The sequence below is a fragment of the Bradyrhizobium iriomotense genome, from assembly GCF_018129405.1.
Classification (GTDB): domain Bacteria; phylum Pseudomonadota; class Alphaproteobacteria; order Rhizobiales; family Xanthobacteraceae; genus Bradyrhizobium; species Bradyrhizobium iriomotense_B.
In genome coordinates this window covers 431,598-450,535 of record NZ_JAFCLP010000002.1, presented here as the reverse complement: position 1 = coordinate 450,535, position 18,938 = coordinate 431,598, and the positions used below count along the sequence as shown (strand labels likewise).

The 18,938-nt window shown below is 63.1% G+C and carries 19 protein-coding genes and 1 pseudogene; 13 read left to right on the top strand and 7 right to left on the bottom strand.

The features are described from left to right. Nucleotides 1–20: 20 nt before the first annotated feature. The 5 genes from JQ592_RS06845 (at nucleotide 21) to JQ592_RS06825 (ending at nucleotide 4,804) form a co-directional block, all read left to right on the top strand. Nucleotides 21–944, top strand: coding sequence for an ABC transporter permease (locus tag JQ592_RS06845; RefSeq protein ID WP_211402124.1), 924 nt, complete (start codon nucleotides 21–23; stop codon nucleotides 942–944). Beyond that, nucleotides 941–1,762, top strand: a complete 822-nt coding sequence (locus JQ592_RS06840) for an ABC transporter permease (RefSeq protein WP_211402123.1) — start codon at nucleotides 941–943, stop codon at nucleotides 1,760–1,762. Before JQ592_RS06845 ends, JQ592_RS06840 begins: the two co-directional genes overlap by 4 nt. Further along, nucleotides 1,759–2,739 (top strand): ABC transporter ATP-binding protein, encoded by a 981-nt coding sequence (locus JQ592_RS06835; protein ID WP_211402122.1) that lies wholly within the window; start codon nucleotides 1,759–1,761, stop codon nucleotides 2,737–2,739. The genes JQ592_RS06840 and JQ592_RS06835 overlap by 4 nt, the downstream gene beginning before the upstream one ends. Beyond that, the gene (locus JQ592_RS06830; RefSeq protein ID WP_211402121.1) at nucleotides 2,732–3,772 is read left to right on the top strand and encodes an ABC transporter ATP-binding protein; all 1,041 of its coding nucleotides are present in this window, start codon (nucleotides 2,732–2,734) and stop codon (nucleotides 3,770–3,772) included. Before JQ592_RS06835 ends, JQ592_RS06830 begins: the two co-directional genes overlap by 8 nt. A gap of 138 nt (nucleotides 3,773–3,910) precedes the next feature. Next, the gene (locus tag JQ592_RS06825) at nucleotides 3,911–4,804 is read left to right on the top strand and encodes an amino acid ABC transporter substrate-binding protein (protein ID WP_211402120.1); all 894 of its coding nucleotides are present in this window, start codon (nucleotides 3,911–3,913) and stop codon (nucleotides 4,802–4,804) included. A 121-nt stretch (nucleotides 4,805–4,925) separates the two neighbouring features. On the opposite strand, the gene JQ592_RS06820 is transcribed toward JQ592_RS06825, so the two are convergent. Further along, nucleotides 4,926–5,342, bottom strand: a complete 417-nt coding sequence (locus JQ592_RS06820; RefSeq protein WP_211402119.1) for a c-type cytochrome — start codon at nucleotides 5,340–5,342, stop codon at nucleotides 4,926–4,928. A 198-nt stretch (nucleotides 5,343–5,540) separates the two neighbouring features. Here JQ592_RS06820 and JQ592_RS06815 point away from each other — a divergent pair. Then, nucleotides 5,541–5,927, top strand: a pseudogene (locus tag JQ592_RS06815) (oligopeptide/dipeptide ABC transporter ATP-binding protein); the annotation flags it as partial. 401 nt (nucleotides 5,928–6,328) lie between these two features. Then, nucleotides 6,329–6,499: a hypothetical protein gene (locus JQ592_RS06810; RefSeq protein ID WP_211402118.1), complete on the top strand. Its 171-nt coding sequence runs from the start codon at nucleotides 6,329–6,331 to the stop codon at nucleotides 6,497–6,499. Nucleotides 6,500–6,520: 21 nt separating this feature from the next. Here JQ592_RS06810 and JQ592_RS06805 read toward each other — a convergent pair whose 3' ends face one another. Continuing rightward, nucleotides 6,521–7,147 (bottom strand): LysR family transcriptional regulator, encoded by a 627-nt coding sequence (locus JQ592_RS06805; RefSeq protein ID WP_211402528.1) that lies wholly within the window; start codon nucleotides 7,145–7,147, stop codon nucleotides 6,521–6,523. Nucleotides 7,148–7,275: 128 nt separating this feature from the next. On the opposite strand from JQ592_RS06805, the gene JQ592_RS06800 reads away from it, so the two are divergent. Together JQ592_RS06800 and JQ592_RS06795 are read left to right on the top strand one after the other, a co-directional pair. Then, a complete protein-coding gene (locus JQ592_RS06800) occupies nucleotides 7,276–7,668 on the top strand; it encodes a RidA family protein (RefSeq protein ID WP_211402117.1) in 393 nt (130 codons plus the stop codon). Between the two features lie 47 nt (nucleotides 7,669–7,715). After that, a complete protein-coding gene (locus tag JQ592_RS06795; RefSeq protein WP_211402116.1) occupies nucleotides 7,716–8,420 on the top strand; it encodes an L-2-amino-thiazoline-4-carboxylic acid hydrolase in 705 nt (234 codons plus the stop codon). A 536-nt stretch (nucleotides 8,421–8,956) separates the two neighbouring features. On the opposite strand, the gene JQ592_RS06790 is transcribed toward JQ592_RS06795, so the two are convergent. The 5 genes from JQ592_RS06790 to JQ592_RS06770 form a co-directional block, all read right to left on the bottom strand. Continuing rightward, nucleotides 8,957–10,090 carry a hypothetical protein gene (locus tag JQ592_RS06790; RefSeq protein ID WP_211402115.1) on the bottom strand — a complete coding sequence of 378 codons (1,134 nt, stop codon included), beginning with the start codon at nucleotides 10,088–10,090 and terminating at the stop codon, nucleotides 8,957–8,959. 304 nt (nucleotides 10,091–10,394) lie between these two features. Then, on the bottom strand, nucleotides 10,395–11,423 hold the full coding sequence (locus JQ592_RS06785; protein WP_060912410.1) for an ABC transporter permease: 1,029 nt from the start codon (nucleotides 11,421–11,423) through the stop codon (nucleotides 10,395–10,397). 12 nt (nucleotides 11,424–11,435) lie between these two features. Beyond that, nucleotides 11,436–12,938, bottom strand: coding sequence for a sugar ABC transporter ATP-binding protein (locus tag JQ592_RS06780; protein ID WP_211402114.1), 1,503 nt, complete (start codon nucleotides 12,936–12,938; stop codon nucleotides 11,436–11,438). Nucleotides 12,939–12,944: 6 nt separating this feature from the next. Then, entirely contained in the window at nucleotides 12,945–13,967 is a 1,023-nt protein-coding gene (locus JQ592_RS06775) for a sugar ABC transporter substrate-binding protein (RefSeq protein ID WP_211402113.1), read from the bottom strand. A 140-nt stretch (nucleotides 13,968–14,107) separates the two neighbouring features. After that, nucleotides 14,108–14,512: a globin gene (locus tag JQ592_RS06770; protein ID WP_211402112.1), complete on the bottom strand. Its 405-nt coding sequence runs from the start codon at nucleotides 14,510–14,512 to the stop codon at nucleotides 14,108–14,110. Nucleotides 14,513–14,995: 483 nt separating this feature from the next. On the opposite strand from JQ592_RS06770, the gene JQ592_RS06765 reads away from it, so the two are divergent. The 4 genes from JQ592_RS06765 to JQ592_RS06750 all read left to right on the top strand — a co-directional run bounded on the left by JQ592_RS06765 (nucleotide 14,996) and on the right by JQ592_RS06750 (nucleotide 18,926). Next, nucleotides 14,996–15,370: a DUF2946 domain-containing protein gene (locus JQ592_RS06765; protein WP_211402111.1), complete on the top strand. Its 375-nt coding sequence runs from the start codon at nucleotides 14,996–14,998 to the stop codon at nucleotides 15,368–15,370. 84 nt (nucleotides 15,371–15,454) lie between these two features. After that, entirely contained in the window at nucleotides 15,455–17,932 is a 2,478-nt protein-coding gene (locus tag JQ592_RS06760) for a TonB-dependent receptor (protein WP_246820204.1), read from the top strand. A 38-nt stretch (nucleotides 17,933–17,970) separates the two neighbouring features. Further along, on the top strand, nucleotides 17,971–18,492 hold the full coding sequence (locus JQ592_RS06755; RefSeq protein ID WP_211402109.1) for a copper chaperone PCu(A)C: 522 nt from the start codon (nucleotides 17,971–17,973) through the stop codon (nucleotides 18,490–18,492). Continuing rightward, nucleotides 18,492–18,926, top strand: coding sequence for a hypothetical protein (locus JQ592_RS06750; protein WP_211402108.1), 435 nt, complete (start codon nucleotides 18,492–18,494; stop codon nucleotides 18,924–18,926). The genes JQ592_RS06755 and JQ592_RS06750 overlap by 1 nt, the downstream gene beginning before the upstream one ends. Nucleotides 18,927–18,938 lie beyond the last annotated feature (12 nt).

Genomic DNA, 18,938 nt, shown 5'->3' with positions numbered 1-18,938 from the left:
GGGAGCGAGGAAAAGTTGAGATGCTCGCGTTCCTGATCCGTCGCCTCCTGCAGACCATTCCGACCGTGCTGGCCGTCGTGTTGCTGGTCTTCGTGCTGTTCAGCGTCGTTCCCGGCAGCATCGTCTCGACCATGAGCGACGACAGCGATCCGCAGGTCGAGCTGCGCATGAAGAAGCAGCTCGGCCTCGACCAGCCCGTCTACATGCGCTTTGGCGCCTATGTCGCGAGGCTCGCGACCGGTGATCTCGGGGCCTCGTTCCGGACGCGCGAGCCGGTGACGACCATGATCGCCAAGCGGGCATGGCCGACGCTGCAACTGATCTTCGCCTCCATGGCCTTTGCGGTCGTGCTCGGCGTGCCGCTCGGTTTCGTCGCGGCCTTGCGGCCGGGCGGTATCGTTGACAGCGCAGCGATGGTCCTGGCGGTGTCGGGCCTGTCATTGGCCAAATTCTGGCTCGGACTGCTCTTGATGTACCTGTTCGCGCTCAAACTCGGCTGGCTGCCGAGTTTCGGCTATGGCGACGGCAGCCTCAAATACCTGATCCTGCCGGCCGTGACGCTCGGCGTCTCGCCGATGGCGCTGCTGGCCCGCACGACGCGCGCCGCGGTGCTGGAGATCATGACCGCCGACTTCGTCCGCACCGCGCGCTCGAAGGGCATGAGCGAGACCAGGGTCGTGAAGTGGCACGTGATGCGCAATGCGCTGGTCCTCATCCTCACGACCATGGGCCTGCAGTTCGGCGCGCTGATGGGGCAGGCGGTCGTTGTCGAGAAACTCTTCTCCTGGCCGGGCATCGGCTCGCTGCTCGTGGACAGCGTCCTGCAGCGCGACATTCCCGCCGTCCAGGGCTCTATTCTCGTGGTGGTCCTGTTCTTTCTCGCGATCAATCTGCTGATCGACGTGCTCTACGGCGTGATCGATCCGAGGATCAGATACGCATGAAGCTCCGCGCCAATCTCGTCATCGGCGGGTCGTTGTTCGCGCTCGCGATCATCGTCGGCCTGCTTGCGCCCTGGCTGGCGCACACCGATCCCGTCATGGACGCCAATCTGATGAATGCGGAGGAGCCTCCGAGCTGGACCTGGTGGTTCGGCACCGACGGGCAGGGCCGCGACATTTATTCCCGCGTCCTCTACGGCGCGCGCGTCTCGCTGACGGTCGGCATCGTCTCGCAGCTCATCAACAGCGTCATCGGCGTGGCGCTGGGCCTGAGCGCCGGCTATTTTGGCGGCTGGTGGGACGATGTCGTCAACGCCCTGACCAATCTGATGCTCGCGATCCCCTCGCTGATCTTCGCGCTCGCCATCATGGCGGTGCTGGGCCCCGGCCTCACCAGCCTGTTGATCGCACTCGGGTTGACCAACTGGTCCTTCACCTGCCGCCTCGCACGGGCCTCGGCACTGTCGCTGCGGAACCAGGGCTATGTGCAGGCGGCAACCGTGCTCGGCTACGGCGACCTGCGCATCATGGTCACGCAGCTCCTGCCGAACATGTTAGGGCCGATCGTCGTCATCGGCACGCTCGGCATGGGCAGCGCGGTCCTGTCCGAAGCCGCGTTGTCGTTCCTCGGCCTCGGCGTCCGCCCGCCCTTTCCGAGCTGGGGCAGCATGCTCTCGGAGGCCCGCGACCAGATCACGACCGCGCCGTGGCTCTCGCTGTTTCCGGGCCTTGCCATCTTCCTGACGGTGCTCGGCCTCAATTTGCTCGGCGATGGCCTGCGCGACATCCTCGATCCCCACTCGCGGAGCCGGCGGACATGACGGGCGTGCCGCTGATCGAGGTCGAGAATCTCCGCATCGATCTCGATGATGGATCGAGGCGCGTTGCGGCGGCCGAAGGCGTTTCGTTCCGCATCTCACGGGGCGAGACGTTCGGCCTTGTCGGCGAGTCCGGCTGCGGCAAGAGCATCACGGCGCTCGCCTTGATCGGGCTGCTGCGGTCGCCCTTGTCAATCGGTGGCGGCGTCATCCGGTTCGAAGGACGGGAGATCCAGCGGCTCTCCGCTGCCGGGCAGCGGGAGCTGCGCGGCAACCGCATCGCCATGATCTTCCAGGAGCCGATGACGGCGCTGAACCCGGTCTCGCCGGTGGGACGGCAGATCGCCGAGATGTTCGTGCTGCACAAGGGCAAGAGCTGGCGCGAGGCCAACCAGCTGGCGGTCGAGTCGCTCGCGAGCGTCCGCGTGCCCGCGCCGGAGCGGCGTGTCAACGACTATCCGCATCAGCTGTCCGGCGGCATGCGCCAGCGCGTCATGATCGCGATCGCGCTCGCCTGCGGTCCGGACCTCCTGATCGCCGACGAGCCGACCACCGCGCTCGACGTGACCGTGCAGGCGGAGATCATCGAGCTGATGCGCAATCTGTGCGCCGAGCGGGGAACGGCGATCCTGATGATCAGCCATGATCTCGGCCTTGTCGCCAATGTCTGCCGCCGCGTCGCCGTCATGTATGCCGGCCGCATCGTCGAGGAGCGCGGCTCGGCCGACATCTTCCGCGCGCCGTCGCATCCCTATACCCAAGGCCTGGTCGACTCGCTGCCGCGGCTCGGCAGCCGCGCCGCGCTCGGGCGTGTCAGGCTCAAGGAGATTGCAGGCGTTGTTCCGGCCATCACCGGTTTCCCCGATGGCTGCCGGTTCAATCCGCGTTGCGCGCAGGCCACGGATATTTGCCGGACCGCCGCGCCGGAGACGGATTTGCTGGAGGCGGGCGGTTTCGTCCGGTGTCACCACCATGCATGAGCCGCAGCCGAGGCCGGATGACGATCTCATCCTCAGGGTCGAGGATCTCGCGGTTCATTTTCCGCTGGGGGGCGGCTTGTTCGGCCGCGAGCGGCGGCTGCTCCGCGCGGTCGACGGCGTCGATCTCAGCTTGAGGCGAGGGGAATGCCTCGGCCTCGTCGGCGAGTCCGGCTCCGGCAAATCGACGGTCGCCTTGTCGATCCTGGGGCTGTTGAAGCCGACGCGCGGCCATATCGTTGTGGACGGGCGGGAGGTCGTGACGAACAGCCGATCCGCCGATCGCAAGGCCCTGGCGCGGACCGTGCAGATCGTGTTTCAGGATCCCTACGCCTCGCTCAATCCACGCCAGACCGTTCGCCGCACGCTCGAGGATCCCCTGCGTGTGCATGGTGTCACCGCGAAAAGCGAGATCGAGGACCGCGTTGCGACCATGCTCAAGCATGTGGGCCTGCGCCCCGAACAGGCCGACCGCTTCCCGCATGAATTCTCCGGCGGCCAGCGCCAGCGCATCGGCATTGCCCGCGCCCTGATCCTCAATCCCAGGATCGTCATCTGCGACGAGCCGGTCTCGGCGCTCGACGTCTCGATCCGCGCCCAGATCATCAATCTGCTGCTGGAGCTGAAGGACACGCTCGGCCTGTCCTACATCATGATCAGCCACGACCTCGGCGTGGTCGAGCACATGAGCGACCGCGTCGCCGTGATGTATCTCGGCCGCATCGTGGAGAACGGCGACTGGCGTGAGATTTTCGAACGCCCGGCGCACCCCTACACGCAAGCCCTGATCGCCGCCATCCCCGATCCGTTGCGCCACGCCCCGCTGGCGACGACGGGGGGCGACTTGCCCAACCCGCTCAATCCGCCAAACGGATGTGCGTTCAGCCCGCGATGCCGGTATGCGGAGGCGGTGTGCCGGAGCGAGCCGGGGCCGGTGCTGGAGACGCGGCCCGATGGGCATGCGGTGCGGTGCTGGCGGAGTGAGGAGATTGCGGGGCGGAGGGCGCTCGCCTCGACCGAAAGCGGATCTCTCTAAGATAGAGAGCGCATTTTCCGCTCGCCAAGCACGCGAGGTGAGACAAGGCCGGCTCGGCAGCAAGGTTGATCCAGCGCAAATTCAGGCCGGCTTTGCGCCTTTACCTTGAGACTTTTCATCGAGGCTGAGGAGGCAAAAATGCCGACTTTATCGAGTCTCTCGCGGTTTTGCGCTGTTGGCGGCGCCTCACTGATCATCCTGGGTTCTATCGGCGCAACGGCACGCGCTGCGGAGTTGTCGGGTACGCTGGAGAAGGTCAGGAATACCGGGACGATAACGATTGGCCACCGCGAAGCTTCCACCCCCTTTTCATTCGTCGACTCGAACAAGCAACCGGCAGGATATGCAGTCGATCTGTGTCTGAAGATCGTGGATCACGTGAAGACCGTCCTAGAGAAGCCCGATCTCGCAGTCAGGTATGCGGTCGTCACCCCGCAGACACGTATCCCCGCGGTCGTCGATGGCACCGTCGACCTCGAATGTGGATCCACGACCAACACGCTTGCGCGACAACAGCAGGTCGATTTTTCGGCCATTTACTTCACGACCGGTACGCGTCTGCTGACCTGGAAGGCCGATAAGGTCCGGGACATCGAGGATCTCGCGGGCAAGACGATCGCGGTCGTCAGCGGCTCCACCAACGAAAAAGCGCTGAAGGCGCTGATCGACGATGGACGGGCGAAGGGTACCCAGCTCCTGCCCGCAAAAGATTACGCCGACGGCATTGCCGCCCTCGAGGCGAAGAGGGCCGACTCCTTCGCGACGGACGACATCGTGCTGTTCGGCCTGCTTGCCAAGTCGGACAAGAAGCAGGATCTCGAGGTGGTGGGGCGCTATCTCAGTTATGATCCCTATGGAGTCATGTTTCGCCGCGGCGACCCGGACTTTCGCTTGGCAGTGAACAGGGCTTTGGCTCGGGTTTTCCGTTCGGGCGAGATCGCCAGGATCTATGCCAAATGGTTCGATCCGATCTCGGTCCCGATGAGCCCGCTGCTCAAGGCTGGATTTGAGTTGCAGGCGATCCCTGAATGAGGATGTCGTTCAAGCCGTTTCCAATCGGCAAGAAGGCGATCGGAAGGAAACCTTCCGATCCCTGCGGGCTTGACAGCCTGCCGACACGACCTCGCACGATCGACGTGAGAGGTCGACAGGGTTACTGCTGAATGCGGTTTAGATAGTCGACGATGGACAGTGCTTCAGCGCGTATGTAGGCCTCCTGATCATAGGGAGCGTCGACATAGTGTTCCGCTGCTTTCACGGCCCATCGCTTGCCCCAGATCGGCATGTCGCGCGAGCCATGGGCGGAGATCTCAGTCCGTCCGTCGATTACCTTGATGACGCGATCGACTGGAAACACTCCGCCATTCTTCCTGGACAATGAGCTCAAATCGGATGGCGCGACCTTGAGGCTTGTTATGTAGGGGCCATTCCCCTTCGCATCCAACCCATGACAAACGGCGCATTGGACCTCATACGCCTGCTTGCCTGCATCGACCGGCTTGCCTGGTTGAGCGAAGGCGGGGATCTGTGCGGTAGCGAGAATGATGGTGACGATTGAAAGCTTCTTCACGGGCGTCCTCCACTTTCAATGTCCCATTTTTCGATGGGATTTGTGGCGGTCGCCATGATCCAAATCAATGCAATCGCTGCAAGGAGTCTTGGAGACGCGCATGCGGTCGTGGAAGTGCGGATGCAGGCCGTGCGATGCACCGATCGTGGCCGGGTGCCGGGTTCAGAACAGGGCCTGCAGCGCAGCCGTTAGAACAAGGTCGGCCTGTCCTACATCATGATCAGCCACGACCTCGGCGTCGTCGAGCACATGAGCGACCGCGTCGCCGTGATGTATCTCGGCCGCATCGTCGAGAATGGCGACTGGCGCGAGATCTTCGAACGCCCCGCGCACCCGTACACACAAGCCCTGATCGCCGCCATCCCCGATCCCTTGCGCCACGCACCGCTGGCGACGACAGGCGGCGATCTTCCCAACCCGCTCAATCCGCCGAACGGATGCGCGTTCAGCCCGCGATGCCGGTATGCCGTGGACGTGTGGCGCCGCGAGCCGGGGCCGTCGTTGGAGACGCGCGTGGACGCGCACGCGGTGCGGTGTTGGCGGAGCGAGGAGATCGCGGGGCGGATGGCATTGGCCTCAACCTAACGCGTGGAGGTGCAAATCAGTCGCCGGTCACAATCCGGCGCTCAAGATCTCGAGAAATGCGAGAGGGGAAGCTGCCAGCAAGGCTCCTGCGCAAAATCCGACGGCTCCGAGTGCAATGGCGCCCAACCATCCGTGGTGGACCCAACCGTAGGTGCTGCCTATGAAGGTGCACGTTCCCACGGCCGCGACCGTCCATACGATCTATGCGGCAATCTTAACTATTCTGCCCATCGGCTCTTTACCTGGCGCAGTTCGCATCGCCCCAACGAGATGCGTATTTTGTGTCGGCCCATTGTTTCGCGGGCTTGCGATGTACAGGTAATGAGGCATCAGGTTGAACGGAAGTCATCGCGCGTAACGTCAGCAATATTCCGACCGGGTGGACCTATTTGGGGTTCACGTTGGTTTGGACCATCGTGACGTTTTTCGTCTTCCTGCTTTGCATTGCAGTGTTTGCCGCAGGCCATTGGATTGCTGGCCTGTTTATCGTCCTCCTCACCGTTTATCTTGATGTTCGGCACTGCATTGCGATTGGCAAGCGCGCGAGGCTGGGGCTTGTTCGTCGTCCGTAGGTCCAGCAAAAAGCTGTCGCCTCAACTTCCGACGCCGCCGACCAGGCGCGGGCGGCGGTTTGCGAGCGGTTTCTCGGCCGGCAGGGCGCGCAACCACACGCGAAAACTGACGATCTCGGGGCAATCCGCGGTGCCTTCAGGCGCAATCAGCCAATCGCCGAGGCCCGATCCCTCATGGACCCGATCGCAGCGATAGCCTGGATGGTGGCCCACGCCGCGGGCGACCAACAGGTCGACCTTGCCCTCGATCAGTTCGTGGAGGCCTGCGGGCTGCAGCACCCGCAAGCCGATCTCCGCGTGACTGCTGCGAAACGCCGCCAGATCGAGGCGGCGCAGGTCGTAGCTGCCATGGACTCCCAATTGCAGCAGCACTGTACCTGACGGTTTCAATTGCGAGGTCGCATCCGCAATGTGGCGAAAACCTTCGGATATTCCGGGCAGATAGGCGTGACCGGCCGCGGTGAGGATGAGCTGCTTGTGCAGCCGCTCGAACAGCTGCACGCCAAGGCGCGCCTCCAGCGCCTTCACTTGCTGCCCAACGGCGGCGGGCGTCACGTGCAACTCGTGCGCGGCGAGCTTGAAGCTGAGATGCCGGGCGGCGGCCTCAAAGGCGCGGAGCGCGTTGAGCGGGGGGAGGGCGTAGGTCATCGCACCGCACTTTGACACCGATGGGCGGCGGCCTTGCAATAGATTTTCTTGCGCTGAACCGCAGGAATGATGCTTTGCGCAGCCGTGATGCCGCCGGATACGCTCGGCCCGCAATCCGGAGAAACCCCATGCCCCCAGCTCACATCGTCAGCCACAATCCCGCAACGGTCCATGGGCCCGCCGGCGGCTACAGCATGGGGCTTGAGGTGAAGGAGCATCGCCGCCTGCTGTTCATCAGCGGCCAGGTGCCCGAAAATTCCGACGGCACCGTGCCTGACGGGTTCGAGGCGCAATGCGAGCAGGCCTGGCGCAACGTCAAGAACGTGCTCGCTGCCGCCGGTCTTGGCGTCGAGCATCTGGTGAAGGTCACCACGTTCCTGACCGACCGCAATCAGGTCGTGCCCAACCGCACCATTCGTCGCGCGGTGCTCGGGGAGCATCAGCCCGCGCTGACGGTCGTGATCGTCGAGACGGTTGACAGCAAATGGCTGCTGGAGATCGAGGCGATCGCCGCGGAATGAAACCGGCGTCATCGACGTTGCAATCAGCGAACTAGATCAGGTGTTCAATGGCTGAGATGATCCATCCCTTCTACCAGACGCATCGGGACGCAATGGAAGCCGCGATGCGCGAGCGAATAGACCTTGCCGACGCGATGCTGCGCGAGCGCGCGCGCCTCTCTGATATCGACGGGATCAGGCAGGAAGTGATGGACGAGTTCGAGATCGTCCTCACCCAGATGCCCTATGTCGGCGGCGCGGCAAGTCGCATGAGCGATTTCTTCATGCGTCTGACGGGTTTCATGGCCATCAGCCGCGTGCTGCGGCGACACGGCGTGCCGGTGCCCGTGATTGGCGAGATCGAGCGGGAAACCTACAAGGCGCAATTGCTGACCGCGCCTGAAGCGGAGCGTCTCGCCTCGGGGCGTCAATTCATGTCGCCGGGGAACCAGGCCTTGCTGCGCGAGCAGGCGGCAAAAAGCGTAACTGAAAGCCATCAGCAAGAATTTCCGGAAGATTTCGTCTACGATTTCGTCGAGCCGGGTCCGCTGGACAGCTTCGAGTTCGGCATCAACTACAAGGCCTGCGGCTTCTGCAAGCTCGCGGCGCGCCATGGCGACAAGGACATCCTGCCGAACATCTGCGGGCTCGATTTCGACGCCTACGCGACGCGCGGCATCCGCCTGGAAAGGACGCAGACGTTAGCGGGCGGTGCAAGCCACTGCAATTTCCGCTTCTCGCGGCTGCCGTCGAATGCAAAGGCTGAGAGTTGAGCCTTAGTCCAATCTCCATCACCCCCGCGCAATGGCGAAGCCATTGTCGCTGGAGGTGCCGGAGCGTAGCGGAGGCCTCGAAGGGCGACGGCCCGGCTCATCGCGGCCGTAGAAACAGCGGGGCAGGTGTCCCTGCGACAACAGCCCTTACGGCACGTTCCTGATCACCTTCGCCCCCACATAGGGACCGGAGACAGCGATATTCTGTTCCGGGCGTTGGCCCAAATTCAGCGGAGTGTTGGGACGCGAATAACTGCCTGTCTGCAATCCCTGGGGCTGGACCTGATTGGGCTGCCTTGGCGTGTTGGGGGTGGGTAATGTGCGAACGGTGACGCCGTTCCCACCGGTGGGCACCTGTACATTCTGGGCCCGGGCATCGGCCGTAATCAGAACGCTGCCGAGGACGAAGGTTGCGCCTGCAAGTAAAATCGCTCTGCCAGACATGGCGGGTTATCCTCAAAATAATCGACCTTGAGTGGAACACGCCGGCGAACGTTTATCAAGCGGCGGCGCTTTGTCGCAAAGACGCCGACCGCTCAATTCCACGTGTAACGGAGACCGGCTTGAAATCCCGTTGTCTGGGTCGTGTTGTAGGTCGCGATCGGCTTGCTGGGGCCACTGGCTTGCCCGGTCGCGTGCACCTCGAGGTACGACGAAAAATTTGCGCTCCAGACAACGTTGATCTTGCCTGATCCGCGATAGCCAATTGCGCTCGAGGGGAAGATCGGCCCGACGACTCCCAGCGCGCTCGAGTCCGTGATCTGATAGGCGAACAGGGCGACGGCCGGCTGAACCGTATAGGTCATCCATTTCATTTCCGTGCCCAACCGCGCGCCAGCGTGCACTTCCATGGTGTCCGAGAGCTTCGTTCCGAAATTGGCCGTGTAGCCTTCGGAATAGGTCATGCCAATTCCGGGTTCGATGAATACGGAATAGGGGAAATCGAAACGGTATTGCACGTTTCCGGTGAAGCCGACCGAACTGCCCTTGATGACGGTTGGGACGAATACGGGGCCTGACAGGGCGCTTCTCGTCCAGCCGACAAAGCTGGTGAGATCGAGGGAGAAGCCTCCGTTGAGATAGGCGAGCGTGGCCGATGTCGAAGGGACGGTGGTGTCGACGTTCAACAGGCCACCTTGGTGGGACGAGGCGTCGCCTCCCGTCCCCATGAAGGTCAAGGCGTCACTCCCGGTGAAAATCCCGATCTTCGTAACGTCGAATGCCCCCGTGACCGACGCTGTGTCGGTGATGATACCGGCGGTCATGGAGCGCTCGCCGCTGCCGATCAGATTGGCACCATAAAGCCAGCCTGAGGCGATGGCAGGTGTGCCTGCCGGAGCTTTCGCGTAGGCAAGAGCACCGAAGCGATCGTCAAAACCGGTGGCCGCAAACGGATTGCGAGCGTCGAAATCCGATCCGCCCGCGCTGAACGCGAGTCTGGCGGGAAGCGACCCCGGCCTCCGTGCGCGGATCTGGTCGCGAAGGCCCTGCAGGATGTTCTGCACCGCGTTGTTGTTGATCTGCTGATAGAGGCTGATGCCGCCGGACTGGGCTGCGGCGGGTTGTGCCAGGATCAGCAGGAAAGCAGCCGCAGCTGCCGCCGAGACGCTTGAAAATCCTCGAAATCTCATTTCATTTTCGCTCTCGAATCTCTCGCCGAGAATAGCCAAACCCCGGATGAGGCCGCTAGTGCGGCGCGGACACTGCCGCAAGGAGTTGTACGGAGCACAAACGAGAAAGCTCCAACCGGGGCGGCAGAGGCGGGGGGCGCCCGAGCGTCGCGTGCGAGTTGCTGATTGAAGAGGCTAGGCAGGCGAGCAGCGGCAGCATGACATCCTGCCCCTGTTTTGCCCGACGAGTCAAAATTTGAGTGCGGCCGCACTCATGCACATGCGGGTTTGGTAAGTGGCTGAACTGCCTCACAGTTTCTACTGTGCATGGGGTTGTTTTCGCACTTTTTATCTGGAGCGCCGTCTACTCCGCCGCTTTTTCCCTTAAGCGCTGCGCATAGACGTTGATGATCAGCGCCGCCAGCAGGATCAGGCCGCGGATCAGGATCTTCAGAAAACTGTCGATGTTGACGTGGTCGAGGCCGTTGTTGAGCACGCCGAGCACGAATAGGCCAACGATGGTGTTGCCGATGCCGCCGCGGCCGCCGAACAGGCTGGTGCCGCCGACGACGACGGCGGCGATGGAGTCGAGGAGATAGGTGTCGAACTCGTTCTGCTGCGCGCTGCCGAAATGGGCGACGCCGAGCATGCCGCCGATGCCCGAACAAACCGCCGAGATCACCATCACCGCGCCGAGGATGAGCTTGACGTTGAGGCCGGAATATTCGGCCGCCTCGCGGTTGCCCCCGACCATGTAGACGTAGCGGCCGAAGCGCGTGTAGGTCAGCACCAGGTGGCCGCCGAGCAGCATGATGGCGGCGACGATGACGATCCAGGGAATGCCGCCGATCGAGCCCGAGCCGAGCGTCGTGATCAGGCCCGGCACCTTGTAGGCGATCTGGCCGCGCACCAGCAGCGCGGAGATGCCGGCGGCGATCTGCATCATCGCCAGCGTCATGATGAAGGAGGGGATGCCGATCACGGTCAGCCCCAGCGCATTGACGAGCCCAAGCAACGCGCAGAGCAGGATCGACAGGATGATCGCGACCGCGCCGGGCAGGGGAATATTGGCGATGTTGACGTAGGACTCCTGCAGCGTGAAGTAGGCGACCGCGATGCCGGTGACGTTGGCGATGCTGGCGATCGACAGGTCGATCTCTGCGCACAGGATCACGAAGGTGAGGCCGACCGCGATGATGCCGGTCACCGAGACCTGCGTCAGGATGTTGCCGAGATTGTCGAGCGTTGCGAAGGAGGGGCTGGCGAAGGCGAAGAAGGCGGAGAGGAAGATCAAGGTCAGGAACGGGGCGATGTTGCGCATCTGCGAGCGCAGAAAGGGCGCGAGCCCTCGCGCCCGATGGGCTTCCGCAAAGGCCGTCTCACTGCTCGCCATTGTGCTTCTCCGTCACGCCGCTTCCAGCAGGCGGTCCTTGCTGACCGGCTCGTTCGAGAATTCCCGCACCAATGCACCGCGCTTAAGCACGAGGATGCGGTCGGCCAGCGACAGCACCGTTTCCGGCTCGGTCGACAGCACGATGATCGCGAGCCCCCTGGCGCGGAGGTCGCGGACGATGTTGATGACATCGTTCTTGGCGCCGACATCCATGCCGCGGGTCGGCTCGCACAGCACCAGCAGTTTTGGCGGATAGGTGAGCCATTTCGCGAGGGCCACCTTCTGCTGGTTGCCGCCGGAGAGCATGCCGAGATCGAGGCCGACCACGGGCGGCCTGATCTGCAGCTGCTCGACCTGACGCCTCGCGATATCGCGCTCCTGCGTTGGCTTGAGCAGCAGGGACGAGATGCGGTCGAGAATGCTGATCGAGATGTTCTTGTAGACCGCCTCCTGGTGAAACAGCATGTCGCGGCGGCTCTCCGGCACCAGCGCCACGCCCGCGCGCCGCGCTGCCGCCGTGCTGGCGAAGGTCTTGGGCGTGCCCTCGACGGCCAGCGTGCCGGCATCCGGCTTCAGCTTGCCGAACAGGATGCGCGACAGCTCCTGCTGGCCGCAGCCCATGAAGCCGTAGATGCCGAGCACCTCGCCGGCGCGCGCCTCGAAGGAGACGTCCTTCAGGCTGCGCGCAAGCGAAAGCTGATCGGCCTTCAGAACCACCGTGCTGTCGCTTGGCTGCGGCAGCATCAGATCATCGGTGTAGCTGTGCTCGAGCGCCTCGCCGCCGCGGCCGATCATGGCCTCGATCAGCGCGCCCTTGCTGGTCGCCGCGCTCGCGGTCTCCGCAACCTTCCGCCCGTTGCGGAATACGGTCACCGTGTCGGACACAAGCAGAATGTCCTCGATGAAATGCGAGATAAAGACGATGGCGGTGCCTTCCTCGCGCAGCCGCCGCAGCGTTGCGAACAGACGCTCGACCTCTGGCGGGGAGAGGGCGGAGGTCGGCTCGTCCAGGATGACGATGCGCGCGCCGGAGAACAGCACGCGGGCGATCTCGATCAGCTGCTGCAGCCCGATCGGGAGATCGCCGAGCCTGGTCATCGGATCGACGTCGATGCCGAAGCGGGCGAGTTGCTCGCCGGCTTCGCGCGCCATCCGCCGCCATTGTACGAGGCCAAGACGGTTGGTCGGCTGGTTGCCGAGGAAGACGTTCTCGGCGACCGTGAGATCGGGGGCGACAGAGAGCTCCTGATGCACCATGGCGATGCCGGCCGCGTGCGCATCGCGCGCCGAGCGGAAATGCGTCTCCTTGCCGTCGATCAGGAAACGGCCGGAGAACTCGGTGTGCACGCCGGCGATGATCTTCATCAACGTGCTTTTTCCCGCGCCATTTTCGCCGACGAGACCGTGGATCTCACCGGGAAGAAGCGCGAAGTCGACACCACGAAGCGCTTCGACGCCGCCGAAGCTCTTCGTGATGCCCTGCAGTTCCAGGATGGGCGAGCGAACCTCAGGCATGAAGGCTCAGATCAGGAAGTGATCCTGCATCCACTGCATCCCGGCGGCATTGGCCTTGGTCACGACAGGACCGTCGGTGACGACGTTCTTGGGAATGCCCTGTCCGCTCTTCTCGCCGCCGACCACGGCGGAGACGCCGGCGATGATCGCGCCGCCATGGATGCGGCAGGAGGGATTGCGCACGGTTGCGAACATACGGCCTTCGCTGACCGCCTGGATCGCCGGCGGCATGGCATCGACGCCGCCGATCAGGATGTTGGTGCGGCCCCGCGCCTTCATGATGTTGGCCGCCGCAAGCGCCATGTCGTCATTGTGGAAGAACGCCGCGTCGATCTGGGGATATTTCGTCAGGTACGTTTCCCAGAGGCGGGCGGTCTTCGACACGTCCCAGTCGGCCGGCTGGGTGTCGAGCACCTCGATCCCGGGGAATTGCTTGACCACCGAATTGAAGCCCTTGGCCCGTCCTTGCGCGCCGGTGTGACCGAGCGCACCTTGCGTCATGATGATCTTGCCCTTGCCGCCCATGGCGTTGCACAGCGCCTGCGTCACCGAGGCGCCCATGAACTCGTTGTCGGGGGCGAGGAAGGAGTGGACGTTGATCTGGTCGAGCGGCGCGATCAACGTGTCCATGTCGATCACGGGCGTGCCGGCGTCGATCATCTTCTGCACCGGCTGGGTGAGGGTGCCGATGCCGAACGCCTGGATCGCGACGAAGTCCCATTTCTGGGAGGCCATGTTGTCGATCGCCGCGCGCTGCTTCACCGCGTCGAGCTGGCCGTCGAACCAGGTGACCTCGACATTGAACAACTTGCCCCAGAATTCCGCCGCCTGCTTGCCTTGCGCGCACCAGGTCGCCTGAAGGCCGGCGTTGGAGAACGCCGCTTTCAGCGGCTTCTCGCTGCGTCCGACTTCGGCGGCCCGTGCTGGGTTTATGCCCATGCTGCCGAAGAGGGCAGCCCCGGCGCCGGCGGTCGCTGCCGCCTGAAGAAGATCGCGCCTCGTCGTCGAGAAATCTTTCGTCCCGGACATCGCTCGCTCCCATATATTTTGTCGTCGGCGCGTCATTGCCTGCGCGACCGATGGCCGAAAGTCTCTCACAAGAGTTGTTGGCACTCAATCTGCAATCAATCGCGAGATCGCCGCAGCTCGCGTTGGTGCAGCGCAAAGCGTCAGGCCGGAATGCCGGCGTATGTGTCGATCTCGACGAGCAATGCGTCCCAGGCCCGCGCCATGTCCGGCGTCCATTCATCGCCGAGCAGATCGCGCAGCGTATCCCTGATGATGGCGAAGAAGGCGATGAACAGTTCGCGCGACGTGCCATAAGCATCGTGCGATGCGACCTCGCAGGCGATCAGCCGGAAATGTCCGCACCGCTCGCCCGCGAAGTCGAGAATCGCCTCGATCGTCAGCGCCAGCATCGACCCCTTCACGAGCTCGCTGCCTTGCGCCCGGAACATCGTCCGCGTTTCCGGATGGGCTTCGAACAGCCTCTGATAGACGAGCGGCGTGAGATCAGCGCAGCGCTGTGCCGCGAGCTCAAAACTCTGTTCGATCGGATGGGGGGGAGCATTCATCGGCTTTTCAGCCATGCGGGCAAAAAAAGAGCGGGGCCCTGGCCCCGCTCAAAAATTGTGTCGACCCTATTATCCCCGATCTTAAGATTTGATCTTGATTGACGGGGCGACGCTGCGTTTTGCGCGCCAGGGGCTCCTCCCGAGACTTGGACCACCAGACCTCGACCTCGCGGTCAAGTGCCTGAGCAAGAGGATGCTAGATCAACTTTTCTCACTTGTCATCATTTTCGGCAACGATTGTTCAAAATAAGAGCAGCTGACGAAATGATCGGGCTTTTGGCCGTCTAAGCATATGACAAATATAAGAAATCTGTGGATGGGCGGGGATGGTTCGGCTGCCTCAAATGCCGGACCTGGCCCGGCGGTGGGGCACTGCGACCACAGTTTCAGCGGAATTTGCGCTGGGCCAAGCGGGTGGCGGAACTGGCCTCGACTCGGGTGCCGGCCGGTGTTTAGTTAGCGCACGAACGAATGGTTCGGTGGATGCGCGCACGGCTGCAAAAATTCTTACCTCTGGTCCTGCTCGCCCTGGTGATGCAGGTGCTGGCGCCAATTGCCGCCTGTCTCGCGGCGGGCCAGGCCGTTGCCGATCCGCTGTCCGCCACTGTCATCTGCCATAGCGCGAGCGACCAGGGCGGCCTCAACGATCGGACCGGCTCGCCGACTGCGCATGGCGCTGCGTGTGCACTCTGTTGTCTGGCGCAGGCTAACGCTTCGCTCGATTCGCCGCCGCAGCTGGCACTCGCCATTCCCTTCCGCCACGTCGAACGCGTGGTGTGGCGCGCGGCGGATGTATCGGCCGTTTTCGCGCACAATGGCTCAAGCGCCCAGGCGCGCGCGCCTCCTCGAATTTCCTGACGACCTCCACCGTCGCCGCGGCTCGTCCGCTGGCGATTGATGCTGTCGAGCAGCCGGGAAGAAAGCCGGCGTCAGGAATGCCCCATGTTACGTTGTCATGCCCGCCGCGGCGTGAGCGTCGTTGCCGTCCAGGCTGCGCTGCTTGCCTCGTCGAGCGGAGCCTTTGCCCAGAGCAGCAGCGCCGTGCTGCCGCCGGTTACCGTCGATGCGCCCGCGGCAGCGAAGCCCAAGCCGCGCAAGCCGTCGGTGCAGACGACTGTCGCCCGGAACCGGTCGGCGAAGCCCGCCAGCGAGCGGGCAGCTCCCGTCGCCGCGGGCGAGCAGGGGGCGGGCAGCACCCGGCCGTCGCTGGATCCGCCGGTCGCTGTCGCGCGCTATCAATTGCCGCAGCGCTCCTTCAGCATCACGGCGAAGGAGGTCGATGAGACAATCAACCTCAAGGATCCCGAGGACGCCGTCAAATACATGCCGAGCCTGTTCGTGCGGAAACGCAACGACGGGGACAACAATGCCGTTCTCGCGACCCGAAGCTGGGGCCTCAATTCGAGCTCGCGGACGTTGATCTACTACGACGATCTCCTGATCTCCGCGCTGATCGGCAACAACAACACGAATGCCTCGCCGAAGTGGAGCCTGATCTCGCCGGAAGCGATCGGTCGGATCGACTACCTCAACGGTCCGTTCGCGGCCGCCTATCCCGGCAATTCGATCGGCGGCGTGCTGCTGATATCGTCAAAGATGCCGGACAAGCCGTTCGCGGTCGCCAAGGAAACCGTCTCGGTGATGCCGTGGAATCAGTACGGCACCAAGGACACCTACGCGACCAGCCAGACCAGTGCTGCCGCGGGCAATCGCGACGGCAAGCTGTCCTGGCTCGTCAGCGCCAACTATCTCGACAGTTACCAGCAGCCGCTGACCTACACGACGAGCGCTACAATCCCGGCCGGCACGACCGGTGCGTATCCCGCGCTGAACAAGCAGGGCATTGCGGCCAACGTGGTTGGTGCGGGCATCCTCGCGCATTCGCAGCAGACGTCCGGTAACATCCGCCTTGCCTATGACGTGACGGCGCAGGTGCAGGCGACCTATTCGTTCGGGATCTGGAATAACCACCAGGTCTCCAATCCCCAGACCTACTTGAAATCGGCCGCGACGGGTGCGCCCACATTCGCGGGCTTGTCCGGATTTGCCGCTGGCAAGTATGTCTGGGACCAGACCCACGTCAGCAACGCCGTCGCGATCAAGAGCGATACCAAGGGCGCCTACGATTTCGACCTTTCAGTTTCGAGCTACAATTATCTCCAGGACATCCAGCTCAATCCGTTCACCGTCACGCCGACAGGCGTCGGCTATTCCCTGAACGGGAAGATCACGAGGATGGACGGCACCAACTGGCAGAATGCCGATGCCAAGGGGATCTGGCGGCCGTTCGGTTACGACGGACCGCACGAGGTCAGTTTTGGCCTGCATGGGGATCGGTACCGCCTCGAAAGTCCCGTCTATGCGTCATCGGTGTGGTATGCGACGGGAGATACCGGGACAGGAACGCTCTACTCACAGGGCCAAGGTGAGACCCGGACCGGTGCGATCTGGCTTCAGGACGCCTGGAGAATCCTTCCCAATCTGAAGCTCACGCTCGGTGGACGGTTCGAAACCTGGCGAGCCCAGGACGGCTTCAATATCAGCACGGGGACGAGCGCTGCGGGTGCGATTACATCGATCGCGGCGGTTCAACAGCCGCAACTTTCCTCGACGAATTTTTCACCGAAAGCGTCGCTGTCCTTCGACCCGAACAAGGACTGGAACATCACAGCAAACTTCGGGCAGGCCTATCGTTACCCGACCGTCATGGAGCTCTATCAGAACCTGACGGTCGGCGGGGTGGCGACCATTGCCAATCCCAACCTACTACCCGAGCAGGATCTGACGGGTGAGCTGAACATCGAGCGCAGATGGAGCGACGGCCGCATCCGGTTGACCCTGTTCCGGGAGCACACCGACCACGCGATCATCTCCCAGACCAACCTCGTCACCAATCCGGTCACGAAGGTGCAAACGCCGACGACGGTGATCAGCAATGTCGATGCGATCCGGTTGCAGGGTGTCGAGTTGTCCGCCGACAAGGACAACGTTCTCCTCAGCGGTCTACAGCTATTCGGCAGCGTAACCTATGTCGATTCCCGAATCCTGGCCGACGCGGGCTGGGCCGGCGTTGATCCCTTGACGAACCTGCCCACGACCGTGGTCGGCAAGCGCGTGCCTTACGTGCCCGACTGGCGCGCCAAGTTCGGCGTGACCTACCGGCCGAACGACAGCTGGGCCTACACGGTTGCTGCACGCTACAGCGGCAAGCAGTACTCGACGCTGGACAACACGGATCGTGTTTCCCACGTCTATGGCGCGTTCGATGACTTCTTCGTCGTGGACTTGAAGATCCACTACAACGCGACGAAGAATTTTGCGTTCGACTTCGGCATCGATAATCTCTTCAACGAGCAGTATTTCCTGTTCCATCCGTTCCCGGGGCGAACCTTCGTTCTCGCCGGCAAGTACACGTTCTGACGGGTGGGGCGATGTTCACGACAAGAAAGGCAAATGACATGACCAAGCTCTCACGCATCCTCGCGCTCGCGGCACTCTCCGCCACAATGTTTGCAGCACCAGTGCGTGCCGAGGACGTCAAGGCCGGTGATCTCATCATCTCGCAGGCATGGAGCCGGGCGACGCCGGGCGGCGCCAAGGTCGCGGGTGGCTATCTGACGATCGAGAACAAGGGAACGGCCGCGGACAGACTGGTCAGCGTTTCCGCCGACATCGCAGGCAAGGCCGAGGTCCACGAGATGGCGACGGACAATGGCGTGATGAAGATGCGACTGCTCGACAAGGGGCTGGTGATTGATCCGGGCAAGACCGTGAAGCTGGCGCCCGGTGGTTATCACTTGATGCTCCAGGAGCTGAAGGGGCCGTTCAAGCAGGGCGACAAGGTTCCGGTGACGCTTCAGTTCGAGAAAGCCGGCAAGGTCGCCGTGTCTCTCGATGTGCAGGCCGTCGGTGCGCAGGCGCCGGGCGATGGTGGGCAGATGATGAAGAAGATGCACGATCATTCGGGAATGAAAATGTGATGAAACAGATCAAGTCTTCCATGACCTTGCACCGACACTTCGCGGGACTTGCGCTCGCGATGACAGCGTTGCTGTCGATTGCCGCGACACCACTTGCGGCGGCGACCGACGACGACAGCTTCTTCACGCATCTGCACACCGAGAAGGCGATGGCCAATGTCACGGTCTCGCCCGGCCGCGCCGGCCCGGTCGAGATCGCCATCCAGCTCGAGACGGTCGACGAAACACCGCTCACGGCCAAAGCCGTATCGGTGACGCTCGTGGAAACGCGGACCGGGAGAAAACTCGCTCCGGTCGAGGCCTCGCGCGACGGCGAGGATGGCTGGCGCTTGAAGGTGGCGCAGTTGACGCCCGGACGCTGGATGCTGGGGCTCGGGATTTCGATCTCCGAAGCCGATCATGTCAGCGTGGAATCGCCGATCCTGATCAAATGACCCCGCTCGAGA

Bases quoted from the DNA above. Each gene is read 5' to 3' on its own strand.
- JQ592_RS06845 (WP_211402124.1), top strand. From the start codon at position 21: ATGCTCGCGTTCCTGATCCGTCGCCTCCTGCAGACCATTCCGACCGTG.
- JQ592_RS06840 (WP_211402123.1), top strand. From the start codon at position 941: ATGAAGCTCCGCGCCAATCTCGTCATCGGCGGGTCGTTGTTCGCGCTC.
- JQ592_RS06835 (WP_211402122.1), top strand. From the start codon at position 1,759: ATGACGGGCGTGCCGCTGATCGAGGTCGAGAATCTCCGCATCGATCTC.
- JQ592_RS06830 (WP_211402121.1), top strand. From the start codon at position 2,732: ATGCATGAGCCGCAGCCGAGGCCGGATGACGATCTCATCCTCAGGGTC.
- JQ592_RS06825 (WP_211402120.1), top strand. From the start codon at position 3,911: ATGCCGACTTTATCGAGTCTCTCGCGGTTTTGCGCTGTTGGCGGCGCC.
- JQ592_RS06805 (WP_211402528.1), bottom strand. From the start codon at position 7,147: ATGACCTACGCCCTCCCCCCGCTCAACGCGCTCCGCGCCTTTGAGGCC.
- JQ592_RS06800 (WP_211402117.1), top strand. From the start codon at position 7,276: ATGCCCCCAGCTCACATCGTCAGCCACAATCCCGCAACGGTCCATGGG.
- JQ592_RS06795 (WP_211402116.1), top strand. From the start codon at position 7,716: ATGGCTGAGATGATCCATCCCTTCTACCAGACGCATCGGGACGCAATG.
- JQ592_RS06785 (WP_060912410.1), bottom strand. From the start codon at position 11,423: ATGGCGAGCAGTGAGACGGCCTTTGCGGAAGCCCATCGGGCGCGAGGG.
- JQ592_RS06780 (WP_211402114.1), bottom strand. From the start codon at position 12,938: ATGCCTGAGGTTCGCTCGCCCATCCTGGAACTGCAGGGCATCACGAAG.
- JQ592_RS06775 (WP_211402113.1), bottom strand. From the start codon at position 13,967: ATGTCCGGGACGAAAGATTTCTCGACGACGAGGCGCGATCTTCTTCAG.
- JQ592_RS06770 (WP_211402112.1), bottom strand. From the start codon at position 14,512: ATGAATGCTCCCCCCCATCCGATCGAACAGAGTTTTGAGCTCGCGGCA.
- JQ592_RS06765 (WP_211402111.1), top strand. From the start codon at position 14,996: ATGCGCGCACGGCTGCAAAAATTCTTACCTCTGGTCCTGCTCGCCCTG.
- JQ592_RS06760 (WP_246820204.1), top strand. From the start codon at position 15,455: ATGTTACGTTGTCATGCCCGCCGCGGCGTGAGCGTCGTTGCCGTCCAG.
- JQ592_RS06755 (WP_211402109.1), top strand. From the start codon at position 17,971: ATGACCAAGCTCTCACGCATCCTCGCGCTCGCGGCACTCTCCGCCACA.
- JQ592_RS06750 (WP_211402108.1), top strand. From the start codon at position 18,492: ATGAAACAGATCAAGTCTTCCATGACCTTGCACCGACACTTCGCGGGA.